We start from the raw sequence: 19,683 nt of genomic DNA, 5'->3' as shown, positions 1-19,683 counted from the left end.
AAACGGGCCGTGAGGAGGCGCCAACCATGACGAAGAGCCTGCCCCTGAGGCATCCGGCCGGTATGCGGGCGGACGTCCGCCGGGCCGTTCCCGTCGTCTTCGTCCTGGCGGTCACCGGACTGGCCGAGGCGCGGTTGCCCGCCGTCCATCCGGGCCGTTCCCCGTGGGTGTACTGGGCGGTGGGCCTGGTGGCCGCCGGGGCCTGCTTCGCGTCGCTGCTCGCGCGCGACGGTGCCCGCGCGGTCGTGGCCGGGCGCCAGGGTGTGGCGGTCGGTTCGTTCCTGCTGCGGCCGTCGCCCACGCGGACCGCGCACGCGCGGGACACGGGGGCGGCACGCTCGTGGGACGCGGGGGCCGAGCGTGCGCGGGGCACAGGGGCGGCACGGTCGTGGGACGCGGGGGCCGAGCGCTCGTGGGACGCGGGGGCCGAGCGCGCGCGGGACGCGGCGCCGACGCCGGAGGCCGAACTGCGCACGGCGGCCGTGGGTCCGCTGGTCAGCCTCGGCCTCGCCCTGGTGACGGCGCCGGCCGCGCTCCTTCTCGACAGGGCCGGGGGTTCGGACCTCGCGGCGGAGACCCTCGCGTGGCTGGCGGCGGTCAATGTCGTCCTGGCGGTGGGGCATCTGCTGCCGGGCGCGCCGCTCGACGGTGCCCGGCTGCTGCACGCGCTGGTGTGGCGGCGGACGGGGGACCGGGCCCGCGCCACAGCGGTGGTGGGCGCGGCCGGGCGGTACGTGGGGTGGCCGCTGCTGCTGCTCGGCCTCGCACAGGTGGTGTTCGCCGACGACCTGGGCGGCCTCTGGCTGGCCCTGGCGGGGACGTTCCTGGTGGCCACGGCGGAACACCGGTGGGGCTGAGGCGCGGTGGAGCATCGGCAGAGGACACGACGGAACACCGCCGGACCTGAGACACGGGGTGCAACGCAGGCATGACATCGCCGTCACCGGAGCCGCTCGTATCGCCCGTCGGCTCGCACAACGAGTGGGATCCTCTCGAGGAGGTCATCGTGGGGCGCCTCGACGGGGCGACGTTCCCTTCGGACCACCCGGTCGTGACCTGCAACATGCCGCGGTGGGCGGGCAGGGTGCACGGAGCCGTGTCCGGGTACGCGTATCCGCGGGTGATGGTCGAGCGGGCCCGGCGCGAACTCGAACAGTTCGTCGTCCTGCTTCAGTCCCTGGGGGTCACGGTCACCCGGCCGGACCCGGTCGACGGCAGGAAGCGTTTCGGCACGCCGGAGTGGTCGTCGCACGGGTTCTGCACCACCTGTCCGCGCGACAGCATGCTGGTGGTCGGGGACCAGATCATCGAGACCCCGATGGCCTGGCCGTGCCGGTACTTCGAGACGCACGCCTACCGCACGCTCCTCAAGGACTACTTCCGGCGCGGCGCTCGCTGGACGGCGGCGCCGAAGCCGCAGCTCTCCGACGCCCTGTACCGACCGGACTTCCGGCCGCCCGCGGCGGACGAGCCCCTCCGCCACATCCTGACCGAATTCGAGCCTGTGTTCGACGCGGCGGACTTCGTCCGCGCGGGACGGGACCTGTTCGTCCTGCGGAGCAACGTCACCAACGGGATGGGCATCGAGTGGATGCGCCGCCATCTGGGACCGGACTACCGCATCCATGAGATCGAGAGCCGCTGCCGCACGCCCCTGCACATCGACACCACGCTCATGCCGCTCGCCCCCGGCAAGGTTCTGGTCAATCCGGAGTACATCGACGTGGACCGGCTGCCGGACGTCCTGAAGTCCTGGGACGTCCTGGTCGCCCCGGAGCCCGATCCGATCGACGAGCGCCTGCTGAGACTCACGTCGATGTGCGGCAAGTGGCTCAGCATGAACGTGTTGATGATCGACGAGAAGCGGGTGATCGCGGAGCGGCACCACACCGGGACCCTGCGGGCGCTCGAAAGATGGGGGTTCGAGCCCATCCCCTGCGACCTGCTGCACTATGCGCCGTTCGGGGGTTCCTTCCACTGCGCGACCCTCGACGTCCGGCGCCGCGGACGGCTCGAATCGTATGCCGACTGACCCAAAGGCATATGCCGGACCCCGAAGGGCCCCCGTGGCCGACTCCGGTCACGGCAGGAGCGTGTCGATCACCGCCATCGGGGCACTCGGCGACCATGAGCCAGACAAATGGGAGCAATCCCGATCCCGACCCCAGCCGCACCACGGGTCTCGAACCGGGCGGTGGCGTACCGCCGGGCGAGACCCCGCCTGCGGAGGGAAGCACGCCGGGCGCGGGGCCCGACGAGTCCCACAACCCCACGACCGGCTGGGCCATGGCTCCGCTGATCATCATTCTGGCGATCGTCGTTCTCGTCGCCGTCGGACTGCTCGGCTACGCACTGTCGCTGTGAGTGGGCGTGCCGTGCGCACGTGCTCACAAACACCCGCACCGCACACTTGGCCAGAATCCGCCATTGCAAAGGGCGGGAAAAGAAAGTTCTAAGTACAACCAACTGGCCAAAAAGTGATTCCTTTCACGAGCGCCGCCGGAGGAGTCTGTCCCCGTCATGGTGTGACGTGCCGGACGCGATCCGTCCGGTGCCCGTCCCCGAGGGGAGTCCGTGCATGGGACGTGGCAGGGCGAAGGCGGAACGTGCCGCGGCGGAGGCCGCCGAACGATTGCTGGAGGCCGGTCGGCTGCTGCGGCGGGCGCCGACGACGCCCGAGGGACGAGCCGTCTTCCGCGCCGACCAGAAGGTCAACGACCAGCCCTATCGGGAGCGTTGGGCGCATGACAAAGTCGTGCGCTCGACCCATGGGGTGAACTGCACGGGCTCGTGCTCGTGGCAGGTGTACGTGAAGGACGGCCTGATCGCCTGGGAGACCCAGGCGACCGACTACCCCTCGACGGGCCCGGACCGTCCCGACTACGAACCGCGGGGCTGCCCCCGTGGCGCATCCTTCTCCTGGTACACCTATTCACCCACACGAGTGCGCTATCCTCACGCCCGCGGTGCACTCGTGGAAATGTTTCGGGAAGCAAAGCGGCGCCATGAAGGAGATCCGGTGGCGGCGTGGGCCGACATCACCGGGGACCCCGACAAGCGACGCCGCTACCAGTCGGCGCGCGGCAGGGGCGGCCTGGTGCGCATCGGCTGGGACGAGGCCCTGGAGATCGCCGCTGCCGCGCATGTGCACACCCTCCAGGAGTACGGGCCCGACCGCATCGCCGGCTTCTCGCCCATCCCCGCGATGTCGATGGCCTCGCACGCGGCGGGCGCCCGGTTCCACGCCCTGATCGGCGCGCCGATGCTGTCGTTCTACGACTGGTACGCCGATCTGCCGATCGCCTCGCCCCAGGTGTTCGGCGACCAGACCGACGTACCGGAGTCGGGCGACTGGTGGGACGCGGCCTATCTGATGCTGTGGGGCTCGAACGTCCCCGTCACCCGCACCCCGGACGCGCACTGGATGGCCGAGGCCCGCTACCGCGGGCAGAAGGTCGTCGTGGTCTCCCCCGACTACGCCGACGCCACGAAGTTCGCCGACGAGTGGCTGCACCCGCACCCCGGCACCGACGGGGCGCTCGCCATGGCCATGGGCCACGTCATCCTGCGCGAGTGCTTCGTGGAGCGGCAGGTGCCGTACTTCCAGGACTACGTGCGCAGGTTCACCGACCTGCCCTTCCTCATCGCCCTGGACGAGCGCGACGACGGCACGCACGCGCCCGGCGCCTTCGTCACGGCCGAGGACCTGGACCTGGCGCCCGACGCCGCCGCGCACACACGCCGGTGGATGCCGGTGCTCCACGACGAGGTCACCGACGCCGTGGTCGTGCCGGGCGGCACCATGGGCGACCGCTGGACCAAGGAGGGCGAGGGCCGCTGGAACCTCGACCTCGGGGAGATCGAGCCCGCCTTGAGCCTGTACGGCAGGCCGGGTACGCGGACGGTTCAGGTGACGCTGCCGCGCTTCGACGAACAGGGCGCGACGGTACGCCGCGCGGTCCCCGTGCGCCGCGTCGGCGGACGCCTGGTGACCACGGTGTTCGACCTGATGCTGACGCAGTACGGGGTGGCCCGCCCGGAGTTGCCGGGGCAGTGGCCGACCTCGTACGAGGACGCGTCGACGCCGTGCACGCCCGCGTGGCAGGAGGCGATCACCTCGGTGTCGGCCGGGGCGGTGGTGCGGGCCGCGCGCGAGTTCGCGAGGACCGCGGAGCAGACCCGGGGCCGCTGCATGATCGTGATGGGGGCGGGCACCAACCACTGGTTCCACTCCGACACCATCTACCGCTCGTTCCTCTCACTGCTGCTCCTCACCGGCTGCCAGGGCGTCAACGGCGGCGGCTGGGCGCACTACGTCGGGCAGGAGAAGGTCCGCCCCTACGCCGGCTGGCAGCAGATGGCGACGGCCTCGGACTGGGCGCGCCCCTCACGGCAGATGCCGGGGACCCCGTACTGGTATCTGCACACCGGCCAGTGGCGCTACGAGAAGTTCACGGCGGACCTGCTCGCGTCCCCGACCGGCCCCGGCGGCCTGAGCGGCCTGCACACCGCGGACCTCGTGGCGCACTCCGCCCGCAAGGGGTGGATGCCGTCGTACCCGACGTTCTCGGCCAACCCCCTGGATCTGGGGCGGCGCGTGCGCGAGGCGGGCGCGGACCCCGCGCGCTGGATCGCCGACGAGCGCGCGGCCGGTCGCCTCGGCTACGCGTGCGACGATCCCGACGACCCCGCGAACTGGCCGCGGGTGCTCACGGTGTGGCGGGCCAATCTGATCGGCTCGTCGGCCAAGGGCAACGAGTTCTTCCTGCGGCACCTGCTCGGCGCGTCCGACAACGCCGCCGCCGAGGAGGCGCCGCCCGAGGCCAGACCCCGCGACGTGACCTGGCGGGAGGAGGCACCGCGCGGCAAGCTCGACCTGCTGCTCGCCCTGGACTTCCGGATGACGTCCACCACCCTGTACGCCGACCTGGTCCTGCCCGCGGCGACCTGGTACGAGAAGCACGACCTGTCCAGCACGGACATGCACCCCTACGTGCACGCCTTCTCCCCGGCGATCGTGCCGCCGTGGCAGGCCCGCACCGACTTCGAGATCTTCCACGGCCTGGCCGCCGAGGTCAGCCGCCTCGCCGAGGGCCGCCTGGAGACCGCGTACGACCTGGTCGCCACCGCCCTCCAGCACGACACCCCGGGCGAGGCACCGCCGGACGAGGACACCGGACCCCAGTTCCACCTGGTGGAGCGGGACTACACGGCGATCGGCGACAAGATCGCCGCCCTCGGGCCGCTGCCGGAGACGACGGGCCTTCAGGTCAAGGGCATCACCGTACGCACCGAACAGGAGAGCCGCTGGCTCGCGGCGCGCTGCGGCACCGCCTCGCGGGGCGCGGCACGCGGCCGGCCGCTCCTGGACACGGACGTCAAGATGTGCGAGGCGATCCTGGCGCTGTCAGGCACCACCAACGGGCGGGTCGCCGCCGAGGGGTTCCGGCAGCTCGCCGAGCGCTGCGGCCCCGCGTCCGACCTGGAGGAGCTCGCCGCGTCCGTGGCCGAGCGGCGCATCGTCTTCTCCGACACGCAGGCCCGTCCCGTACAGGTAGGGGCGAGCTTCGAATGGTCCGGCAAGGAGGCACCGGACCGCCGCTACGCCCCCTTCACCATCAACACCGAGCACCGCAAGCCCTGGCACACCCTCACCGGGCGGCAGCACTTCTACCTCGACCACGCCTGGATCGCCGAGTACGGCGAGCAACTGCCCGTCTACCGGCCGCCGCTCGACCAGGCCCTCCTCGGCGAGCAGCCGCAGCCGAGCGGCGAGGGGAAGTCGGTGACGGTGCGCTATCTGACCCCGCACTCGAAGTGGTCCATCCACTCCGAGTACCAGGAGAACCTGCTGATGCAGACCCTGGCACGGGGCGGCCCCGTCATCTGGATCAGCGTGGCCGACGCCGAGTCGATCGGTGTGGCCGACAACGACTGGATCGAGGCGGTCAACCCCAACGGTGTCGTGGTGGCCCGCGCGATCGTCTCGCACCGCATGCCGACCGGCACGGTGTTCATGTACCACGTCCAGGAACGCCTGGTGAACGTGCCCAAGTCCGAGGCCACCGGGCGGCGCGGCGGCGTCCACAACGCCCTCACGCGGCTGCTCGTCAAACCCACCCATCTGATCGGCGGCCACGCCCAGCTCTCCTTCGCCCCCAACTACTACGGCCCCACCGGCAATCAGCGCGACGCGGTCACCGTCATCCGCCGTCGCTCCCAGGAGGTCACGTACTGATGCGTGTCATGGCACAGGTCGCCATGGTGATGAATCTCGACAAGTGCATCGGCTGCCACACGTGCTCGGTCACCTGCAAGCAGACCTGGACCAACCGGTCCGGCACCGAGTACGCCTGGTTCAACAACGTCGAGACCCGCCCCGGCCAGGGCTACCCCCGCGCCTATGAGGACCAGGACCGCTGGAAGGGCGGCTGGGCCCTCAAGCACGGCCGGCTCGTGCCGCGCAGCGGCGGCCGGGCCCGCCGTCTCGCCCGGCTCTTCGCCAACCCCGAACTGCCCTCGCTCCAGGACTACTACGAGCCCTGGACGTACGACTACGAGAACCTGATCAGCGCGCCGCTCGGCGACGACGTGCCCACCGCGCCGCCCCGCTCCCTGATCGACGGCCGTCCCACCTCGGTCACCTGGGGGCCGAACTGGGACGACGACCTCGGCGGCGGACCCGAACACCTCGCCGCCGACCCGGTCCTCAAGAAGATGAACGCCGATGTGCGCCTGGAGTACGAGCAGGCCTTCATGTTCTATCTGCCGCGGATCTGCGAGCACTGCCTCAACCCGTCGTGCGTGGCCGTGTGCCCCTCCGGCGCCCTCTACAAGCGCATCGAGGACGGCATCGTCCTCGTCGACCAGGACCGCTGCCGCGGCTGGCGCATGTGCGTCACCGGCTGCCCGTACAAGAAGGTCTACTTCAACCACTCCTCCGGCAAGGCCGAGAAGTGCACCTTCTGCTATCCGCGCATCGAGGCCGGCGAGCCCACCGTCTGCTCCGAGACATGCGTGGGCAGGCTCCGCTACCTCGGTGTGATCCTGTACGACGCCGACAAGGTCGGCGATGCCGCCGCCACGCCCGACGAACAGGACCTGTACGAAGCGCAGTTGGAGTGCTTCCTCGACCCCGACGACCCGGAGGTGGCGCGCGCCGCCGAGGCCTCCGGCATCCCGCACGACTGGATCACCGCCGCCCGCCGCTCCCCCGTGCACGCCCTGATCAGCCGCTACCGCGTGGCGCTCCCGCTGCACCCGGAGTACCGCACGATGCCCATGGTCTGGTACATCCCCCCGCTGTCCCCGGTCGTCGAGTCCCTCACCGCGACGGGCCACGACGGCGAGGACCCCGCCAAGCTCTTCGCCGCCATCGACTCCCTGCGCATCCCCGTGGAGTACCTGGCCGGTCTCTTCACCGCGGGCGACCCGGGGCCCGTGGAGGCCTCCCTGTGCCGTCTTGCCGCGATGCGCAGCCATATGCGGCGCGTCAACCTCGGCGAGGAGCGCGACCCGGCCATCGCCGCCGCCGTGGGCATGGACACCGAGAGCATCGAGGCCATGTACCGGCTCCTCGCCCTGGCCAAGTACGAGGAGCGGTATGTGATCCCCACCAGCTACGCCGTCTCCTCCGGTGCCGAGACCGACGGCGGGTGCAGCCTCGACCACGACGGCGGCCCCGGCATGTACGGCGCGGACACCTTCCACGCCCCGCTGGTCGACGTCCCCGCGGGCGGCCCCTCCGCGCTGCCGGGCGGCCACGAGCCCGAGCACGCGGGCACGTCGCTGCGCGGCCGCGTCAACCTCCTCGGCTGGAACGGCCGCGGCCGTCCCGCCGGTCTCTTCCCGCGCCGAGGGGAACAGACCGAGTGAAGGCCTTCCGCACCCCCGCGCCCCGTACGAACCGCACGCACCGTACGGCTGCCGCGCGCACCCCCGCGCCGTCCTCCCGTACCCCCGCCCCCTCCGCGCGCACCGGTGCCGCCGCGCTGGTCCACCAGGCCGCCTCGCTGCTGCTGATCCACCCCGACGACCGGTGGCCCGACAGGGTCCGCCTCGTCATGGACTCCCTGGCCGCCGCGCCCGGCCCCGTGGCGCAGTCGCTGCGGCGCTGCTGCGACGCTCTCGCCGCCGTCCCCGTCCTCGACCTGTCGGCCCGCTACGTCGTCACCTTCGACCGCAGCCGGCGCCGCACCCTGCATCTGACCTACTACACGGACGGCGACACCCGCCGCCGCGGCCAGTCCCTGCTGGCCTGGCAGGACCTGTACCGCAGCCACGGCTGGCAGCCGCCGGCCGACGAACTGCCCGACTTCCTGCCCCTGGCGCTGGAATTCGCCGCCCGTTGCCCCGAACCCGGTGTCCGCGCCCTCCAGGAGCACCGCGCGGGCCTCGAACTCCTGCGTCTGGCCCTGCACGAGCACCGCAGCCCCTGGGCCGACGTCCTCGAAGCCGTCTGCCACACCCTGCCCGGGGCCTCTCCCGCGGACCGCGCCGCCGCCCTCAGGCTGGCCCGCACCGGACCGCCCACGGAGACCGTCGGCCTGCTGCCGTTCACCGGGCAGGCCCCGCCGGGCCCCGTCGACCTGCCCCTGCCCGTCCCCCGTCCCCCGGACCCCCCACACCCCGCGGAGGCCGCACGGTGAACCACTTGCACACCGCCCTGTGGGGCGTGCTGCCCTACCTCTGCGTCGGCCTCCTGGTCACCGGCACCGCCTGGCGGTACCGCTACGACCGTTTCGGGTTCACCACCCGCTCCAGCCAGCTCCACGAGCACCGGCTGCTGAGCGTGGGCGGGCCGCTGTTCCACTTCGGGCTCCTCTTCGTCGTCGCCGGGCACGTCATCGGGCTCGCCGTCCCCGAGTCGTGGACCGACCGCGCCCACGTCCACGAGCGCCTCTACCACGCCAACGCGCTCCTGGTGGGCGGCACGGCGGGCCTCGCCACCCTCGCCGGACTCGTGATCCTGCTCTACCGGCGGCTGCGGGTGCCCGCCGTCCGCGCGGCCACCAGCCGCAGCGACCGCGTCGTCCACCCCGTCCTCATCACAGTCATCCTGGCCGGGCTCGTCGCCACGGCCACCACCCTGCAACCCCACCCCTACGACTACCGCGTCGGCGTCTCGGTGTGGTTCCGGTCGCTCTTCGGCCTGGACCCCGACGTGTCCGCGATGTCGGACGCCCCGTTCGTCTACCAGCTGCACGCGCTGCTCGGCATGGCCCTGTTCGCCCTGTGGCCCTTCAGCCGCCTGGTGCACGCCTTCACGGCGCCGCTCGGCTATCTGGCCCGCCCCTACGTCGTCTACCGCTCCCGCGGCGCCCGGCACGCCCCGGCGCCCCGGCCGGGGTCGCACCCGGCCCCGCCCCCGGGCACGCACGCGCCGCCGCCGGACGCCGTCTCACGACGGTGAAGCGCACCCGGGCCCGCGGGTGGTGACGGGGCACGGGCGTACCCGGGGGCGCCCGGCAGCGCCTCTGCGGTGGTGCCGCGACCTGGCACCGGCCTGCTTCGCCCCCGTCATGGCCACCGGCATCGTCTCCCGCGCCCTCACCGGCACCGGCGCGCACCGCCTCTCCCAACTGCTCCTCGGCGGCGCGTGCCTCCTGTACGGCGTCCTGTTCGCCGCCACCGTGACCAAGGCGGCCCGGTACCCGGACCGGCTGGCGTCCGAACTCCGCGACCCCGCCAAGGTCTTCGGTCACTTCACCTTCGTCGCCGCGAGCGGGGTGCTCGCGGCCCGGCTCACCGGGGGCCCGGCGCGCCACGCCGGGTGGGTGCTCCTCACGCTCGCCGCCGCCGTGTGGCCGCTGCTCGCCGCGTGCGTCGTACGGAACCTGCGCACGGACCGGAGGGCTGCCGCCGAGCGCGCCGACGGCACCTGGTTCCTGCTCACCGTCGGCCTGCAGTCGGTCGTCATCGCGCTCACCGGTCAGCGTCCCGGCGCCATGTCGACGTTCGTCGGGCTCCTCCTCTGGTGCGCGGGGGTCGTCCTCTACACGGTCACGCTCGCGGCGATCGTCCGGCGCCTGCTGCGTCATCCACCGGGCCCCGCCCGGTTCACCCCCGTCTACTGGGTGACCATGGGCGCCGTCGCCATCACCATCCTGGCGGGCACCCGGCTCCTGGCCCGCCCGGACCTCCCGCGGGGGCCGCCGCACGACCTCCTGGCGGGCTCGGTCCTCGCCCTGTGGGTGTGGGCCACCGCCCTGATCCCGGTCCTGCTCGCCGCCGGGGTCTGGCGGCATCTGCGCCACCAGGTGCCGCTCGCGTACGAGTCCGCCCTGTGGTGCGTCGTCTTCCCCGCGGGCATGTACGCCACCGCGACCGCGCGGCTTGCCGCCGTCCAGCACCTGGGGGCCCTGGCCTCCGCCACCGCTCCGCTGGCCTGGGCCGCGACGGCGGCGTGGCTGGCGGTGCAGACCCGTTATGTCACGTCCCGCCTGCGGTGGAGCGGTGGAGCGGGCGCCTAGACTCGCGGGATGGCGAAGTACTTCGACGTGCACCCCGAGAACCCGCAGCGGCGCACCATCGGCACGGTGGCGGACAGCATCCGTTCCGGAGCGCTCATCGCGTATCCGACGGACTCCTGCTATGCGCTCGGCTGCCAGCTGGGAAACCGTGACGGCATCGGCCGGATCCGCTCGATCCGCAACCTCGACGACCGTCATCACTTCACCCTGGTGTGCCAGACCTTCGCGCAGCTGGGGCAGTTCGTGTACCTCGACAACGATGTGTTCCGGACCATCAAGGCGGCGACGCCGGGCAGCTACACGTTCATCCTCCCGGCGACGAAGGAGGTGCCGCGCCAGCTCCTGCACCCGAAGAAGAAAACGGTGGGCGTCCGCATCCCCGACCACGCCATCGCCCAGGCCCTGCTAGCCGAGCTCGGCGAGCCGCTGCTGTCGAGCACGCTGTTGCTGCCCGGCGAGGAGGCGCCGCTGACGCAGGGCTGGGAGATCAAGGAGCGTCTCGACCACGTGGTGGACGCCGTCATCGACTCCGGCGACTGCGGCACGGAGCCGACCACCGTCATCGACTTCTCCGGCGGCGACGTCGAGATCGTCCGCAAGGGCGCGGGGGACACCTCCCGGTTCGAGTAGGTTACGGCCCGCCCGGCGACTTCACCCTTACGCACCATTCCGCTTCCTGGCGGTGGACGGCCGAGTCCTATCGAATGGAGAACGTCAGCTCCCTCACTCCCCCACAGGAGAGCAATTCCATGCGTATGCGTACTGCTTTCGCCGCCGTCGTCCTGACGGCCGCCGCTTCCGTCGCCGCCGTCGGCACCGCTGCCGCCGACGACGCCCCCGAGCGCGTCACCAACGTGCACGTCGTCCCGGGCCACGACGTGAACGCCCAGTCCAACCTCTACGCCGTCGGCAACTCGGCGCCGTCCTTCGGCGAGATGGACCTGGACTGACGTCCTCCCCCAGGCGGCCCCGGTACCTCCAGGTGCCGGGGCCGCCCGCTGTCCGCGGGACCGCCCGCCGCCCGCGTGCGGCGGCTCAGCGGCGCACCGGCTCCAGTTGGAGATGGTCCAGGTTCCAGTTCTGCGGCACCTTGTCGTCCAGGGAGATCCGCAGGGTGTGCCTGCCCCGGCCCAGTCGGCGCGTCACGCCGCTGCCCTGGAGGGCGAAGGCGTGGTGCGCGGTGGTGTTGGCCACCCTGACGGGTCCGCTCGCCGGGCCCCGGTCGACGGTGAGGCGGTAGGTCCCCGCGGGCGAGTAGGGCGAGGACACCCGGGCCTTGAGGGTGTAGTCACCGGTCCGCGGCACGTCCACGGTGTACGTGAGCCACTCCGTGCCCCGCATCCAGCACACCGCCACCGCGCCGTCGTGGTCGCAGATGTCGACGCCCTCGCCGGGCCGGCCGGGTCCGTCGCCCCGGTTGCCGGGGTCGGTGTCGTGATGGGTGACGCCGTCCTTGCCGGGTGTGTACGCCTCCCCCTGGATCCGCACCGCGCCGGGCGGCACCTTGTTCACCGGGCCTTTGGCCAGGTACGTCCTCAGCGCCTCGACGTTGTCGGTCTGGATGACCGTCGCTTCGTAGGTGCCGATCAGCCTGCCCCAGCCGCGCGCGGGGTCGATGAGGGAGGCCTCGTCGGTGTGCCCGGCGGCGAACTCGTCGCGCATGCTGTTGATCCATACGCGGCCGGTCCCCCGCACCCCCTTGAGGAAGGCGGGGCCGGCCACCTCGTCCTCGGCGTCGTCGAAGACGACCTCGAACGCGGGCGGCCGTTCCTTGCCGAACTCCTTCACCGCGCCGGCGTTGTCGTCGTCGACGAGGTGCATGTAGAGCGCGTCGCGGTGGCGGGCGCGGAACGCCCGTACCTCGGGCACGGCCGCCCGGGACTTGAACACGCCGTTGCGCACTGTTCCGGTCTGCTTCAGGACACCCATGACGGCCTCCCGCTCCCGCCAGGCCTGGTCGAGGTTGACGAGGCCGCGGGTGCGGGCCTCCTTCATGGCGTCGGCGAGCGTGGGCACACGATGCCGGGTGAGCGCCGCCTGCCGGCCCCCGAGGCCCACGCGCAGGCGCAGCGCGCGCAGTTGGGCGACGGTCCGGTCGGCGACGCGGCCGGTGCCGTTCGTGGTGCGCTCCAGGGTCTCGTCGTGCATCAGGACGGGGACGCCGTCCTTGCTGAGCTGGATGTCGACCTCGACGATCTCGGCGCCGTCCGCGAACGCCGCCCGGATCGCGGGCAGGCTGTTCTCGGGCGCCTTGCGCCACTGGCCGCGGTGGGCCGCCGTCATGACGGCGGCCTTGGGGCCGTGGTCCAGGAAGGCGCGGAGCGCGCGGTCGGCGGCGTTCTCCGGGGGTGCCGTTCCCGTGGCCGGGATGGGGGCGAGCGCCAGCGCGCAGGCGGTCAGGGTGACGCATACGGCGGCACGCGTGCGGTGGCTGCGGGTGCTGGTGCCGGTGCGGTTGCCGGTACCGGTGCCGGTGCGGTTGCTCGTACCGGGGCTGGTGCTGTCGGAGGTCGGGGATGCGGGCGAGGGCGAGGGCATGGGCGTGAGCATCGGCCAGCGGAGGCCGTGCGTCCACGACCGCGCACGGCCTGTCGCGCCGAGCACGCACACATACCCGTTCCGGCCCATGAGGGCTTGCCGACCTCGCGTCCGTGTGCCTCCACGGAGACTCGCGGCCGTGCGCCTCCACGGAGACTCGCGGCCGTGCGCCTCGACGGAGAGATGGGGGGAACGCGCCGGTCGGCTTGATCGTTCGACGGTGCAGGCAGCGGTGCAGGTGTCCGACACCCGCGCAGCAGCTCGCAGGCAGTGCAGGCAGCAGCACAGCGGCAGAACGCAGCACCTCACCGGCAGGGAGAGAACGTCCATGGCAACCGCACCCCTCGTCCGCCCCGCCACGGAGCAGGACGCGCCCGCCGCCGTCCGGACGCTCGCGCGGGCCTTCGCCGACTACCCCTTCACCCGGCACGTGGTGGCCGCGGACGGGCACGCCGAGCGGGTGCGGCGCTTCCAGGAGCTGTTCCTGACCCGTGTCGGCCTTCCGTACGGGCGGGTGTGGGTCACCGACGACGCGCGGGCCGTGGCCGTGTGGACCACGCCGGAACAGGACCCCGGCCCTGGCTTCGCCGACGCGGGCCCGCATCTCGCGGAGCTGGCGGGCGAGCGCGCGCCCGCCTTCGCCTCCGCCGAGGAGGCCCTGCGGCCGCACCGGCCGAGCGAGCCCGTGTGGTTCCTCGCGACCACAGGCGTCGACCCGGACGCCCAGGGTCGCGGTCTCGGCCGTGCGGTGCTCGCGGCCGGGCTCGACGCCGCGGACCGCGCGGGGCACCCGGCGTTCCTGGAGACGGCCGACGAACGGAACGTCCGGTTCTACGAGCGTCTGGGTTTCGCGGTGACCGCCGACGTCGCCCTGCCCGACGGCGGGCCCCGCACCTGGTGCATGCGGCGCCCGGCCCGCGTCGCCACGGGGAATCCCGTACCCGGTGATCCGCCGCCGTAAGGTAGGGCGGGCACCCCACCGCATTGCTGTACGAAAACGGAGCAAGTCCCCGTGCCGTCGACCCTTCAGCCGGTCCTTGACCGCATCGCCGCCGAGATCGAGGCCCTGCCGGGGCGGGGCAGTCCCGCCGACTACATCCCGGCGCTCGCCTGCGCCGACCCCCGGCGCTTCGGCATGGCCGTCGCCGAGCTGGACGGCACGGTCTACGGAGTGGGCGACTGGCGCCACCCCTTCTCCTCGCAGTCCATCACCAAGGTCTTCACGCTGGCACTCGACCTCTCCCTGGAGGGCGACGAGCTGTGGGAGCACGTCGGCCGCGAGCCGTCCGGCAACCCGTTCAACTCCCTGGTCCAGCTGGAGTACGAGAACGGCATCCCCCGCAACCCGTTCATCAACGCGGGCGCCCTCGTCGTCACCGACCGCCTCCAGACCCTGACCGGCGACGCCTCCGGCGCGCTCCTGGCCTTCCTGCGCGCCGAGTCCGGCAACGACCAGCTGACCTTCGACGAGAAGGTCGCCGCCTCCGAGACCGCGCACGGCGACCGCAACGCCGCCCTCGCCCACTTCATGGCGTCGTACGGCAACATCGGCAACCCCGTGCCCGCACTCCTCGACCAGTACTTCCGCCAGTGCTCGGTGGAGGCCTCCTGCGCCGACCTGGCCCTGGCCGCCGGTTTCCTCGCCCGGCACGGCATACGGGCCGACGGCTCGACGCTGCTCACCCGCAGCCGCGCCAAGCAGGTCAACGCGGTCATGCTGACCTGCGGCACCTACGACGCGGCCGGGGACTTCGCGCACCGCGTGGGCCTGCCCGGCAAGAGCGGGGTGGGCGGCGGCATCATCGCGGTCGTCCCCGGCCGCTGCACCGTGTGCGTCTGGAGTCCGGGCCTCGATCAGCGCGGCAACTCGGTCGCGGGCGTCGCCGCCCTGGACCGCTTCACCACGCTGACCGGGCTCTCCGTCTTCTGACGGCTCCGTCCGCGGCGGCGCGCCGGACCGTCAGGGCGTCGCGCTGCCCGCCGTCGGCAGGTAGCGGGGCGCGCGCCAGGCGCGGAGCTGCTGCTCCACCGCGGCCCCCAGGGAGAGGAGCGCGGCGTCCTCGCGGTCACCGGCCATCAGCAGGACACCGACCGGGAGTTCGCCCACGGACCCGGCGGGCACCGACAGGGAGGGGTAGCCGGCGACGGCCGCGGGGGTGGACGACGGGATCACGTCGTTGTCGCCGCGCGCGCAGTCCGTGGTCCAGGCGGGCGGGTTCGTCGGCGCGGCGATGGCGTCGAGGTCGTGGGCGGCCATCGTCTCGTCGATCGAGCGCCGCGACAGGTCCGCGAGCTCGGCGCGCATGGCACGGTACTCGGGGTCGGTGGTGGGCGGCGCGGCCAGGGCCTGCTCGAACAGTTCCTGTCCGGCGAAGCAGGTCTGCTCCTGAGGGTGCGTACGGTTGAACTCGATCAGCGCGGCGAGGTCGCGGGGGCCCTTGCGGGTGCCGAGGTAGGCGTCGATGTCGCGGTGGAACTCGCTGAGCAGCGCCGGGAATTCTAGTTCGGCGAGGCGCGCCTGGTAGGGCGGCGTCACCTCGACGACCTCCGCGCCCGCGCCGCGCAGCTTCTGTGCCGTACGGGTCATCACGGCGTCCACGTCGGGGCCGAGCGACGGCAGCCGCCACAGCCCGATCCGCTTGCCCTTCAGTCCGCCCTCGCGCAGGTGCCGCGGGTCGAGCGCCGCACCGGGGGCGAGGCGCTCGCCGCGGCCGGTGGCGCGGTCGCGCGCCGGCGGGGAGCCGTCGCCGATCACGGACAGGGTGAGCGCGGTGTCGATCACATTGCGGGCCATGGGGCCCGCGGTGTCCTGCTCGGCGGAGATCGGCACCACACCGGTCCCACTCACCAGGCCGAGGCTCGGCTTGTGGCCGACCACTCCGTTCATGCCCGCCGGACAGACGATGGATCCGTCCGTCTCGGTGCCGATCGCCACCTGGGACAGGGACGCGGCGAGCGCGGCGGCGGAGCCGGAGGACGAGCCGCACGGGTTGCGGTCGAGCACGAACGGGTTGTGGGTCTGTCCGCCGACGGCCGACCAGCCCGACGTGGGCTTCGCCGCCCGGAAGTTCGCCCACTCCGACAGATTGGTCTTGCCCAGGATCACCGCGCCCGCCCGCTTCAGCCGGGTCACGAGGACGGCGTCCTTGGCCGGCGGCTTGCCCGCGAGGGCGAGCGACCCGGCCGTGGTCGGCATGTCCCGGGTGTCGACGTTGTCCTTGAGCAGGACGGGGATGCCGTCGAGCGGGCCGCGTGCCTCGCCGCGCCGGTGCCTGGCGTCACTGGCCGCGGCCTGGCGCAGCGCGGCCGGGCTGAGGCGCAGCACCGCGTTGATCTTCGAGTCGACGGTCTCGATCCGCCGCAGATAGGCGCGGGTCAGCTCCGACGACGTCAGGGACCCCTTGTGCATGCGCGCCTGCAGTTCGGGAATCGTCACCGTGTCCAGGTCGATGCCCTTCAGGGCGGGCGATCCGGCGGGTGAGCCTGCGGCGCCGGGATCTGAGCCTGCGGCACCGGGGTCGTCCGCCGCCGCGTTCGGTCCGATCGTACCCGCGAGGAGGGATCCCGCCACCAGGGCTACGGTCAGTACACCAACTCTCGTTTTCCTCATGGGTGTCAGCGCACTACACCCACCTCGTCCGGCGCAAGCGTTTAGGGGCACCGGACCGGGCAGGGGCCGGACAGCGACCGGGCAGGGGCCGGAAAGTGGCCGGTCATGCAGTGGCACGCCGCATCCGGCCGGCGGTGGTACGGAGGTGGTCGAGCACGGCGGGGTCCGCGTCAAGCGTGTAGTCGGCGTCCAGTGCCGCGAGTGTCTGCGCGACGCGCGTGAGGGCGTCGCCGGAGGCGTCGACCCGGCAGGTCCGGTCGTCGAGTGCCTGGACGCGGGGGCCGAGGCCGCGGGCGCGAGCGCGGACGTGGTCGGCGGGGGCGTCGACGGTGGCAACCGCGCGGTGCCGGGCGGGCGCGGCGGTGAGCTGCGCGGCCACGAACGCCGCGGCGTCGCCGCCGGGCACGGGGCGCGGGGGGACGCGGCGGCCGGTCGGGGCGGGGTCGGCCATGCGGTCGAGGCGGAAGAGGCGCCAGTCGTCCCGGTCGGTCTCGTGGGCCAGGAGGTACCACAGGCCACCGGAGGCGATCAGATGGCAGGGCTCGGCGCGGCGCGGGGCCGGGGTGCCGTCCCGGGTGGTGTAGCCGAAGGTGACGATCTCGTGGTCGCGGCAGGCGCCGGCGAGGGTGGCGAGGAGCGCGGGGTCGGCGCGGGGCCCGCGGTCCTCCCAGGAGATGCCGGTGAGGGTGGTCTGGAGGGCGGCGACCCGGCCGCGCAGGCGGCGCGGCAGGACCTGTTCCAGCTTGGCGAGGGCCTGGAGGGCGGAGTCCTCCAGGCCGGTGAGCCCGCCGGCGGCGGTGCGCAGGGCGACGGCGACCACGACGGCCTCGTCGTCGTCGAGGACGAGCGGCGGCAGCGCCGTGCCGGAGGCGAGGCGGTAGCCGCCGCCGTGGCCGCGGGCGCTGTGCACCGGATACCCCATGTCCCGCAGCCGGTCGATGTCCCGCCGCAGGGCCCGCGCGGTCACCCGCAGCCGCTCGGCCAGTTCCTCGCCCGCCCATTCCCGCCGGGCCTGAAGCAAGGACAGCAGCCGCAGGACACGTGCGGTCATGTCACTCGTCATGGTTCCCACTATGGACGTGTCACAGGACAGGAGCTGTCCGCAGAGCGGGGCGTCCTGCGGACGGGGCGGAGTGCGCCGCCCCGTCCGCAGGGGCTGTGCGGGCCGTCGGGCGGTTACGGCAGACGGACGGACTGGGCGTGGCGGAAGATGTTCTTCGGGTCCCAGGCCGCCTTCACCTTCTGCAGGCGGGTGTAGTTGTCCTTGTAGTACAGGCTGTTCCACGCCGTCGACGAGGTGTTGTAGGCGGCGTCGCCGAGGTCCTTGTCGGGGTAGTTGACGTAGCAGCCGTCGTTGATCTCGTTCGGCACGGGGACGCCGCCGGTCTCCCCGTACACGTCCCGGTAGAAGTCCCGGATCCACGCCAGGTGGCGGGCCTCGTCGGCCGGGTCGGTCCAGTAGGTCTGGTACTGGAGCTTGAGCACCGAGTCGCGCTGCGGCACGGCGGTGTCGCCGGGCTTGACGGCGTTGATGCGGCCGCCGTACGAGTCGACCTGGACCAGGGCGTCGCCGTTGCTGTAGTCGGTCCGGGACAGGTGCTTGTACATCGCCTTGATCTGCGCGGCGGAGAAGCCCTTGCGCGCGTAGGCCGACTTGTACTTGCCGTACAGCGTGGGGTTGCCGCCGCTGAGGTAGTCGGTGGCGATGTACCAGGGGAGCTTGCGCGGGGCGGCGAACTGCGGCATGGCCGCGTGCTCGCCCATGCGGTTCGTCATCGCCTGCCGTGTGATGCCCACGCCCGCGGTGACCGCGGCCAGGTAGTCGTTGAGCAGTGCCTGGGCGTTCGGGATCGTGGCGTCCATCTGCGTGAGCAGACCGATCTGGCCGTTGGAGATGTGGTTCAGCTTCAGCAGGCCGAACAGGGAGTTGTACTTGGAGTCCGGCGCGCTGTTCTTCTCGTGCCAGGCGCCCCAGTTCTGCAGCAGCCGGGTGAAGGACGCCTCCGTCACGTCTTTCCAGGGGAACGACGTGGCGTGCACGAAGACCTCGGACGGCGGCTTGGGCAGGAGCTTGGACGGGTCGGTCCCGGTCGCGCCCGGCGTCCGCAGCCAGTAGCGGGTGATCAGACCGAAGTTGCCGCCGCCACCGCCGGTGTGCGCCCACCAGAGGTCCTTCAGGGCGGCGTCGTCGGAGTCACGGGTGGCGACGACGGCCTTGGCGGTGCCGTTCTTGTCGACCGTGACGACCTCGACTCCGTAGAGGTGGTCGACGGTGAGGCCCTGGAGGCGGGACAGCAGGCCGTACCCGCCGCCGGATATGTGGCCGCCGACACCGACGGACGCGCAGGAACCGGCCGGGAGCGTGACGCCGTACAGCTTGTAGAGCGTCTCGTAGACCTGGAGGTTGGAGGCGCCGCCCTCGACGGCGAAGGCGTTCCTGCCGGTGTCGTAGTAGACCTGCGTCATCCCGGACATGTCGATGACGACCTGGACGTCCTTGTTGAAGACGAAGTCCTCGTAGCAGTGGCCGCCGCTGCGCACGGTGAGGCGCTTGTTCGCGGAGACGGCTTCCTGCACGGCGCGTACGGCCTGGGCGGTGGTCGTGACCAGACGGACGTAGTCGGGGCTCGCGACCCAGCGCTGGTTGATGCCGCGCACCAGGTCGGGGAAGCGTGAGTCGGTCGGCGCGACGGTGATGTAGTCGGTCGTGACGGCGGTGGTCCCCGCCTCGGCGACGGTGGCCGCGGCCGCGGTGCCGGAGCGCGGCGCGGCTTCGGCCGCCGCGGGCAGCGCGGTGGAGAGGGCCGCTCCGCCGGCGACGGCTGCGGCGCCGGTGAGGAGGGATCTGCGACCCAAAGGTCTGTCCTGCTTCGCGACGTCCGACTCGTTTGCCTTGTTTGTCTTTCTCACGGACACACTCCCCCAACGGGTTTGCGCACAAAGGAAGTTGAAGATGCATCGAACGATGATCGATCATGAGATTGCCCCATGAAGCAGGTGCGACGCAATAGCTCCATTGAGAAAAGTGTCCGAACTACCGCTTCAAATAAGGTTTGTTGCAAC

16 protein-coding genes are annotated in these 19,683 nt (G+C 72.3%); 12 read left to right on the top strand and 4 right to left on the bottom strand.

Annotated features, from left to right (window positions below; translation table 11 throughout):
• Positions 1–26 precede the first annotated feature (26 nt).
• The 10 genes from GPA10_RS40505 to GPA10_RS40460 all read left to right on the top strand — a co-directional run bounded on the left by GPA10_RS40505 (position 27) and on the right by GPA10_RS40460 (position 11,422).
• Positions 27–857 (top strand): zinc metalloprotease, encoded by an 831-nt coding sequence (locus tag GPA10_RS40505; RefSeq protein ID WP_157169778.1) that lies wholly within the window; start codon positions 27–29, stop codon positions 855–857.
• A 71-nt stretch (positions 858–928) separates the two neighbouring features.
• Entirely contained in the window at positions 929–2,032 is a 1,104-nt protein-coding gene (locus GPA10_RS40500) for an amidinotransferase (protein ID WP_157169777.1), read from the top strand.
• Between the two features lie 95 nt (positions 2,033–2,127).
• Positions 2,128–2,364, top strand: a complete 237-nt coding sequence (locus GPA10_RS40495; protein ID WP_157169776.1) for a DUF6480 family protein — start codon at positions 2,128–2,130, stop codon at positions 2,362–2,364.
• 214 nt (positions 2,365–2,578) lie between these two features.
• Positions 2,579–6,238: a nitrate reductase subunit alpha gene (locus GPA10_RS40490; RefSeq protein ID WP_157169775.1), complete on the top strand. Its 3,660-nt coding sequence runs from the start codon at positions 2,579–2,581 to the stop codon at positions 6,236–6,238.
• Positions 6,238–7,875, top strand: coding sequence for a nitrate reductase subunit beta (narH, locus tag GPA10_RS40485; protein WP_058847878.1), 1,638 nt, complete (start codon positions 6,238–6,240; stop codon positions 7,873–7,875). Before GPA10_RS40490 ends, narH begins: the two co-directional genes overlap by 1 nt.
• Positions 7,876–7,991: 116 nt before the next feature.
• Positions 7,992–8,648, top strand: coding sequence for a nitrate reductase molybdenum cofactor assembly chaperone (gene narJ, locus GPA10_RS40480; protein WP_157169798.1), 657 nt, complete (start codon positions 7,992–7,994; stop codon positions 8,646–8,648).
• Positions 8,645–9,412 (top strand): respiratory nitrate reductase subunit gamma, encoded by a 768-nt coding sequence (narI, locus tag GPA10_RS40475; protein ID WP_058847877.1) that lies wholly within the window; start codon positions 8,645–8,647, stop codon positions 9,410–9,412. Before narJ ends, narI begins: the two co-directional genes overlap by 4 nt.
• 19 nt (positions 9,413–9,431) lie before the next feature.
• Complete coding sequence (locus tag GPA10_RS40470) at positions 9,432–10,472, top strand: tellurite resistance/C4-dicarboxylate transporter family protein (RefSeq protein ID WP_343041878.1); 1,041 nt, start codon at positions 9,432–9,434, stop codon at positions 10,470–10,472.
• A 9-nt stretch (positions 10,473–10,481) separates the two neighbouring features.
• Entirely contained in the window at positions 10,482–11,102 is a 621-nt protein-coding gene (locus tag GPA10_RS40465) for an L-threonylcarbamoyladenylate synthase (RefSeq protein ID WP_157169773.1), read from the top strand.
• Between the two features lie 119 nt (positions 11,103–11,221).
• Entirely contained in the window at positions 11,222–11,422 is a 201-nt protein-coding gene (locus tag GPA10_RS40460; RefSeq protein WP_157169772.1) for a hypothetical protein, read from the top strand.
• An 85-nt stretch (positions 11,423–11,507) separates the two neighbouring features.
• Here GPA10_RS40460 and GPA10_RS40455 read toward each other — a convergent pair whose 3' ends face one another.
• On the bottom strand, positions 11,508–13,010 hold the full coding sequence (locus GPA10_RS40455) for a glycerophosphodiester phosphodiesterase family protein (protein WP_157169771.1): 1,503 nt from the start codon (positions 13,008–13,010) through the stop codon (positions 11,508–11,510).
• A gap of 328 nt (positions 13,011–13,338) precedes the next feature.
• On the opposite strand from GPA10_RS40455, the gene GPA10_RS40450 reads away from it, so the two are divergent.
• Together GPA10_RS40450 and GPA10_RS40445 are read left to right on the top strand one after the other, a co-directional pair.
• The gene (locus tag GPA10_RS40450; protein ID WP_157169770.1) at positions 13,339–13,971 is read left to right on the top strand and encodes a GNAT family N-acetyltransferase; all 633 of its coding nucleotides are present in this window, start codon (positions 13,339–13,341) and stop codon (positions 13,969–13,971) included.
• 51 nt (positions 13,972–14,022) lie between these two features.
• A complete protein-coding gene (locus GPA10_RS40445) occupies positions 14,023–14,940 on the top strand; it encodes a glutaminase (protein ID WP_343041877.1) in 918 nt (305 codons plus the stop codon).
• A 30-nt stretch (positions 14,941–14,970) separates the two neighbouring features.
• On the opposite strand, the gene GPA10_RS40440 is transcribed toward GPA10_RS40445, so the two are convergent.
• The 3 genes from GPA10_RS40440 to GPA10_RS40430 all read right to left on the bottom strand — a co-directional run bounded on the left by GPA10_RS40440 (position 14,971) and on the right by GPA10_RS40430 (position 19,476).
• Positions 14,971–16,620 (bottom strand): amidase, encoded by a 1,650-nt coding sequence (locus GPA10_RS40440; protein WP_157169769.1) that lies wholly within the window; start codon positions 16,618–16,620, stop codon positions 14,971–14,973.
• Between the two features lie 103 nt (positions 16,621–16,723).
• Positions 16,724–17,683, bottom strand: coding sequence for a helix-turn-helix transcriptional regulator (locus GPA10_RS40435; protein ID WP_157169768.1), 960 nt, complete (start codon positions 17,681–17,683; stop codon positions 16,724–16,726).
• Between the two features lie 113 nt (positions 17,684–17,796).
• The gene (locus tag GPA10_RS40430) at positions 17,797–19,476 is read right to left on the bottom strand and encodes an FAD-binding oxidoreductase (RefSeq protein WP_157169767.1); all 1,680 of its coding nucleotides are present in this window, start codon (positions 19,474–19,476) and stop codon (positions 17,797–17,799) included.
• Positions 19,477–19,683: the final 207 nt, after the last annotated feature.

This window comes from Streptomyces typhae (assembly GCF_009755605.1).
Classification (GTDB): Bacteria; Actinomycetota; Actinomycetes; order Streptomycetales; family Streptomycetaceae; genus Streptomyces; species Streptomyces typhae.
This window is presented reverse-complemented; position numbering and strand designations above follow the sequence as displayed.

Coding starts and splice junctions, on each gene's coding strand:
- GPA10_RS40505 (WP_157169778.1), top strand. CDS start 27: ATGACGAAGAGCCTGCCCCTGAGGCATCCGGCCGGTATGCGGGCGGAC.
- GPA10_RS40465 (WP_157169773.1), top strand. CDS start 10,482: ATGGCGAAGTACTTCGACGTGCACCCCGAGAACCCGCAGCGGCGCACC.
- GPA10_RS40495 (WP_157169776.1), top strand. CDS start 2,128: ATGAGCCAGACAAATGGGAGCAATCCCGATCCCGACCCCAGCCGCACC.
- GPA10_RS40450 (WP_157169770.1), top strand. CDS start 13,339: ATGGCAACCGCACCCCTCGTCCGCCCCGCCACGGAGCAGGACGCGCCC.
- GPA10_RS40435 (WP_157169768.1), bottom strand. CDS start 17,683: ATGACGAGTGACATGACCGCACGTGTCCTGCGGCTGCTGTCCTTGCTT.
- GPA10_RS40490 (WP_157169775.1), top strand. CDS start 2,579: ATGGGACGTGGCAGGGCGAAGGCGGAACGTGCCGCGGCGGAGGCCGCC.
- GPA10_RS40440 (WP_157169769.1), bottom strand. CDS start 16,620: ATGAGGAAAACGAGAGTTGGTGTACTGACCGTAGCCCTGGTGGCGGGA.
- GPA10_RS40500 (WP_157169777.1), top strand. CDS start 929: ATGACATCGCCGTCACCGGAGCCGCTCGTATCGCCCGTCGGCTCGCAC.
- GPA10_RS40460 (WP_157169772.1), top strand. CDS start 11,222: ATGCGTATGCGTACTGCTTTCGCCGCCGTCGTCCTGACGGCCGCCGCT.
- narH (WP_058847878.1), top strand. CDS start 6,238: ATGCGTGTCATGGCACAGGTCGCCATGGTGATGAATCTCGACAAGTGC.
- GPA10_RS40455 (WP_157169771.1), bottom strand. CDS start 13,010: ATGCCCTCGCCCTCGCCCGCATCCCCGACCTCCGACAGCACCAGCCCC.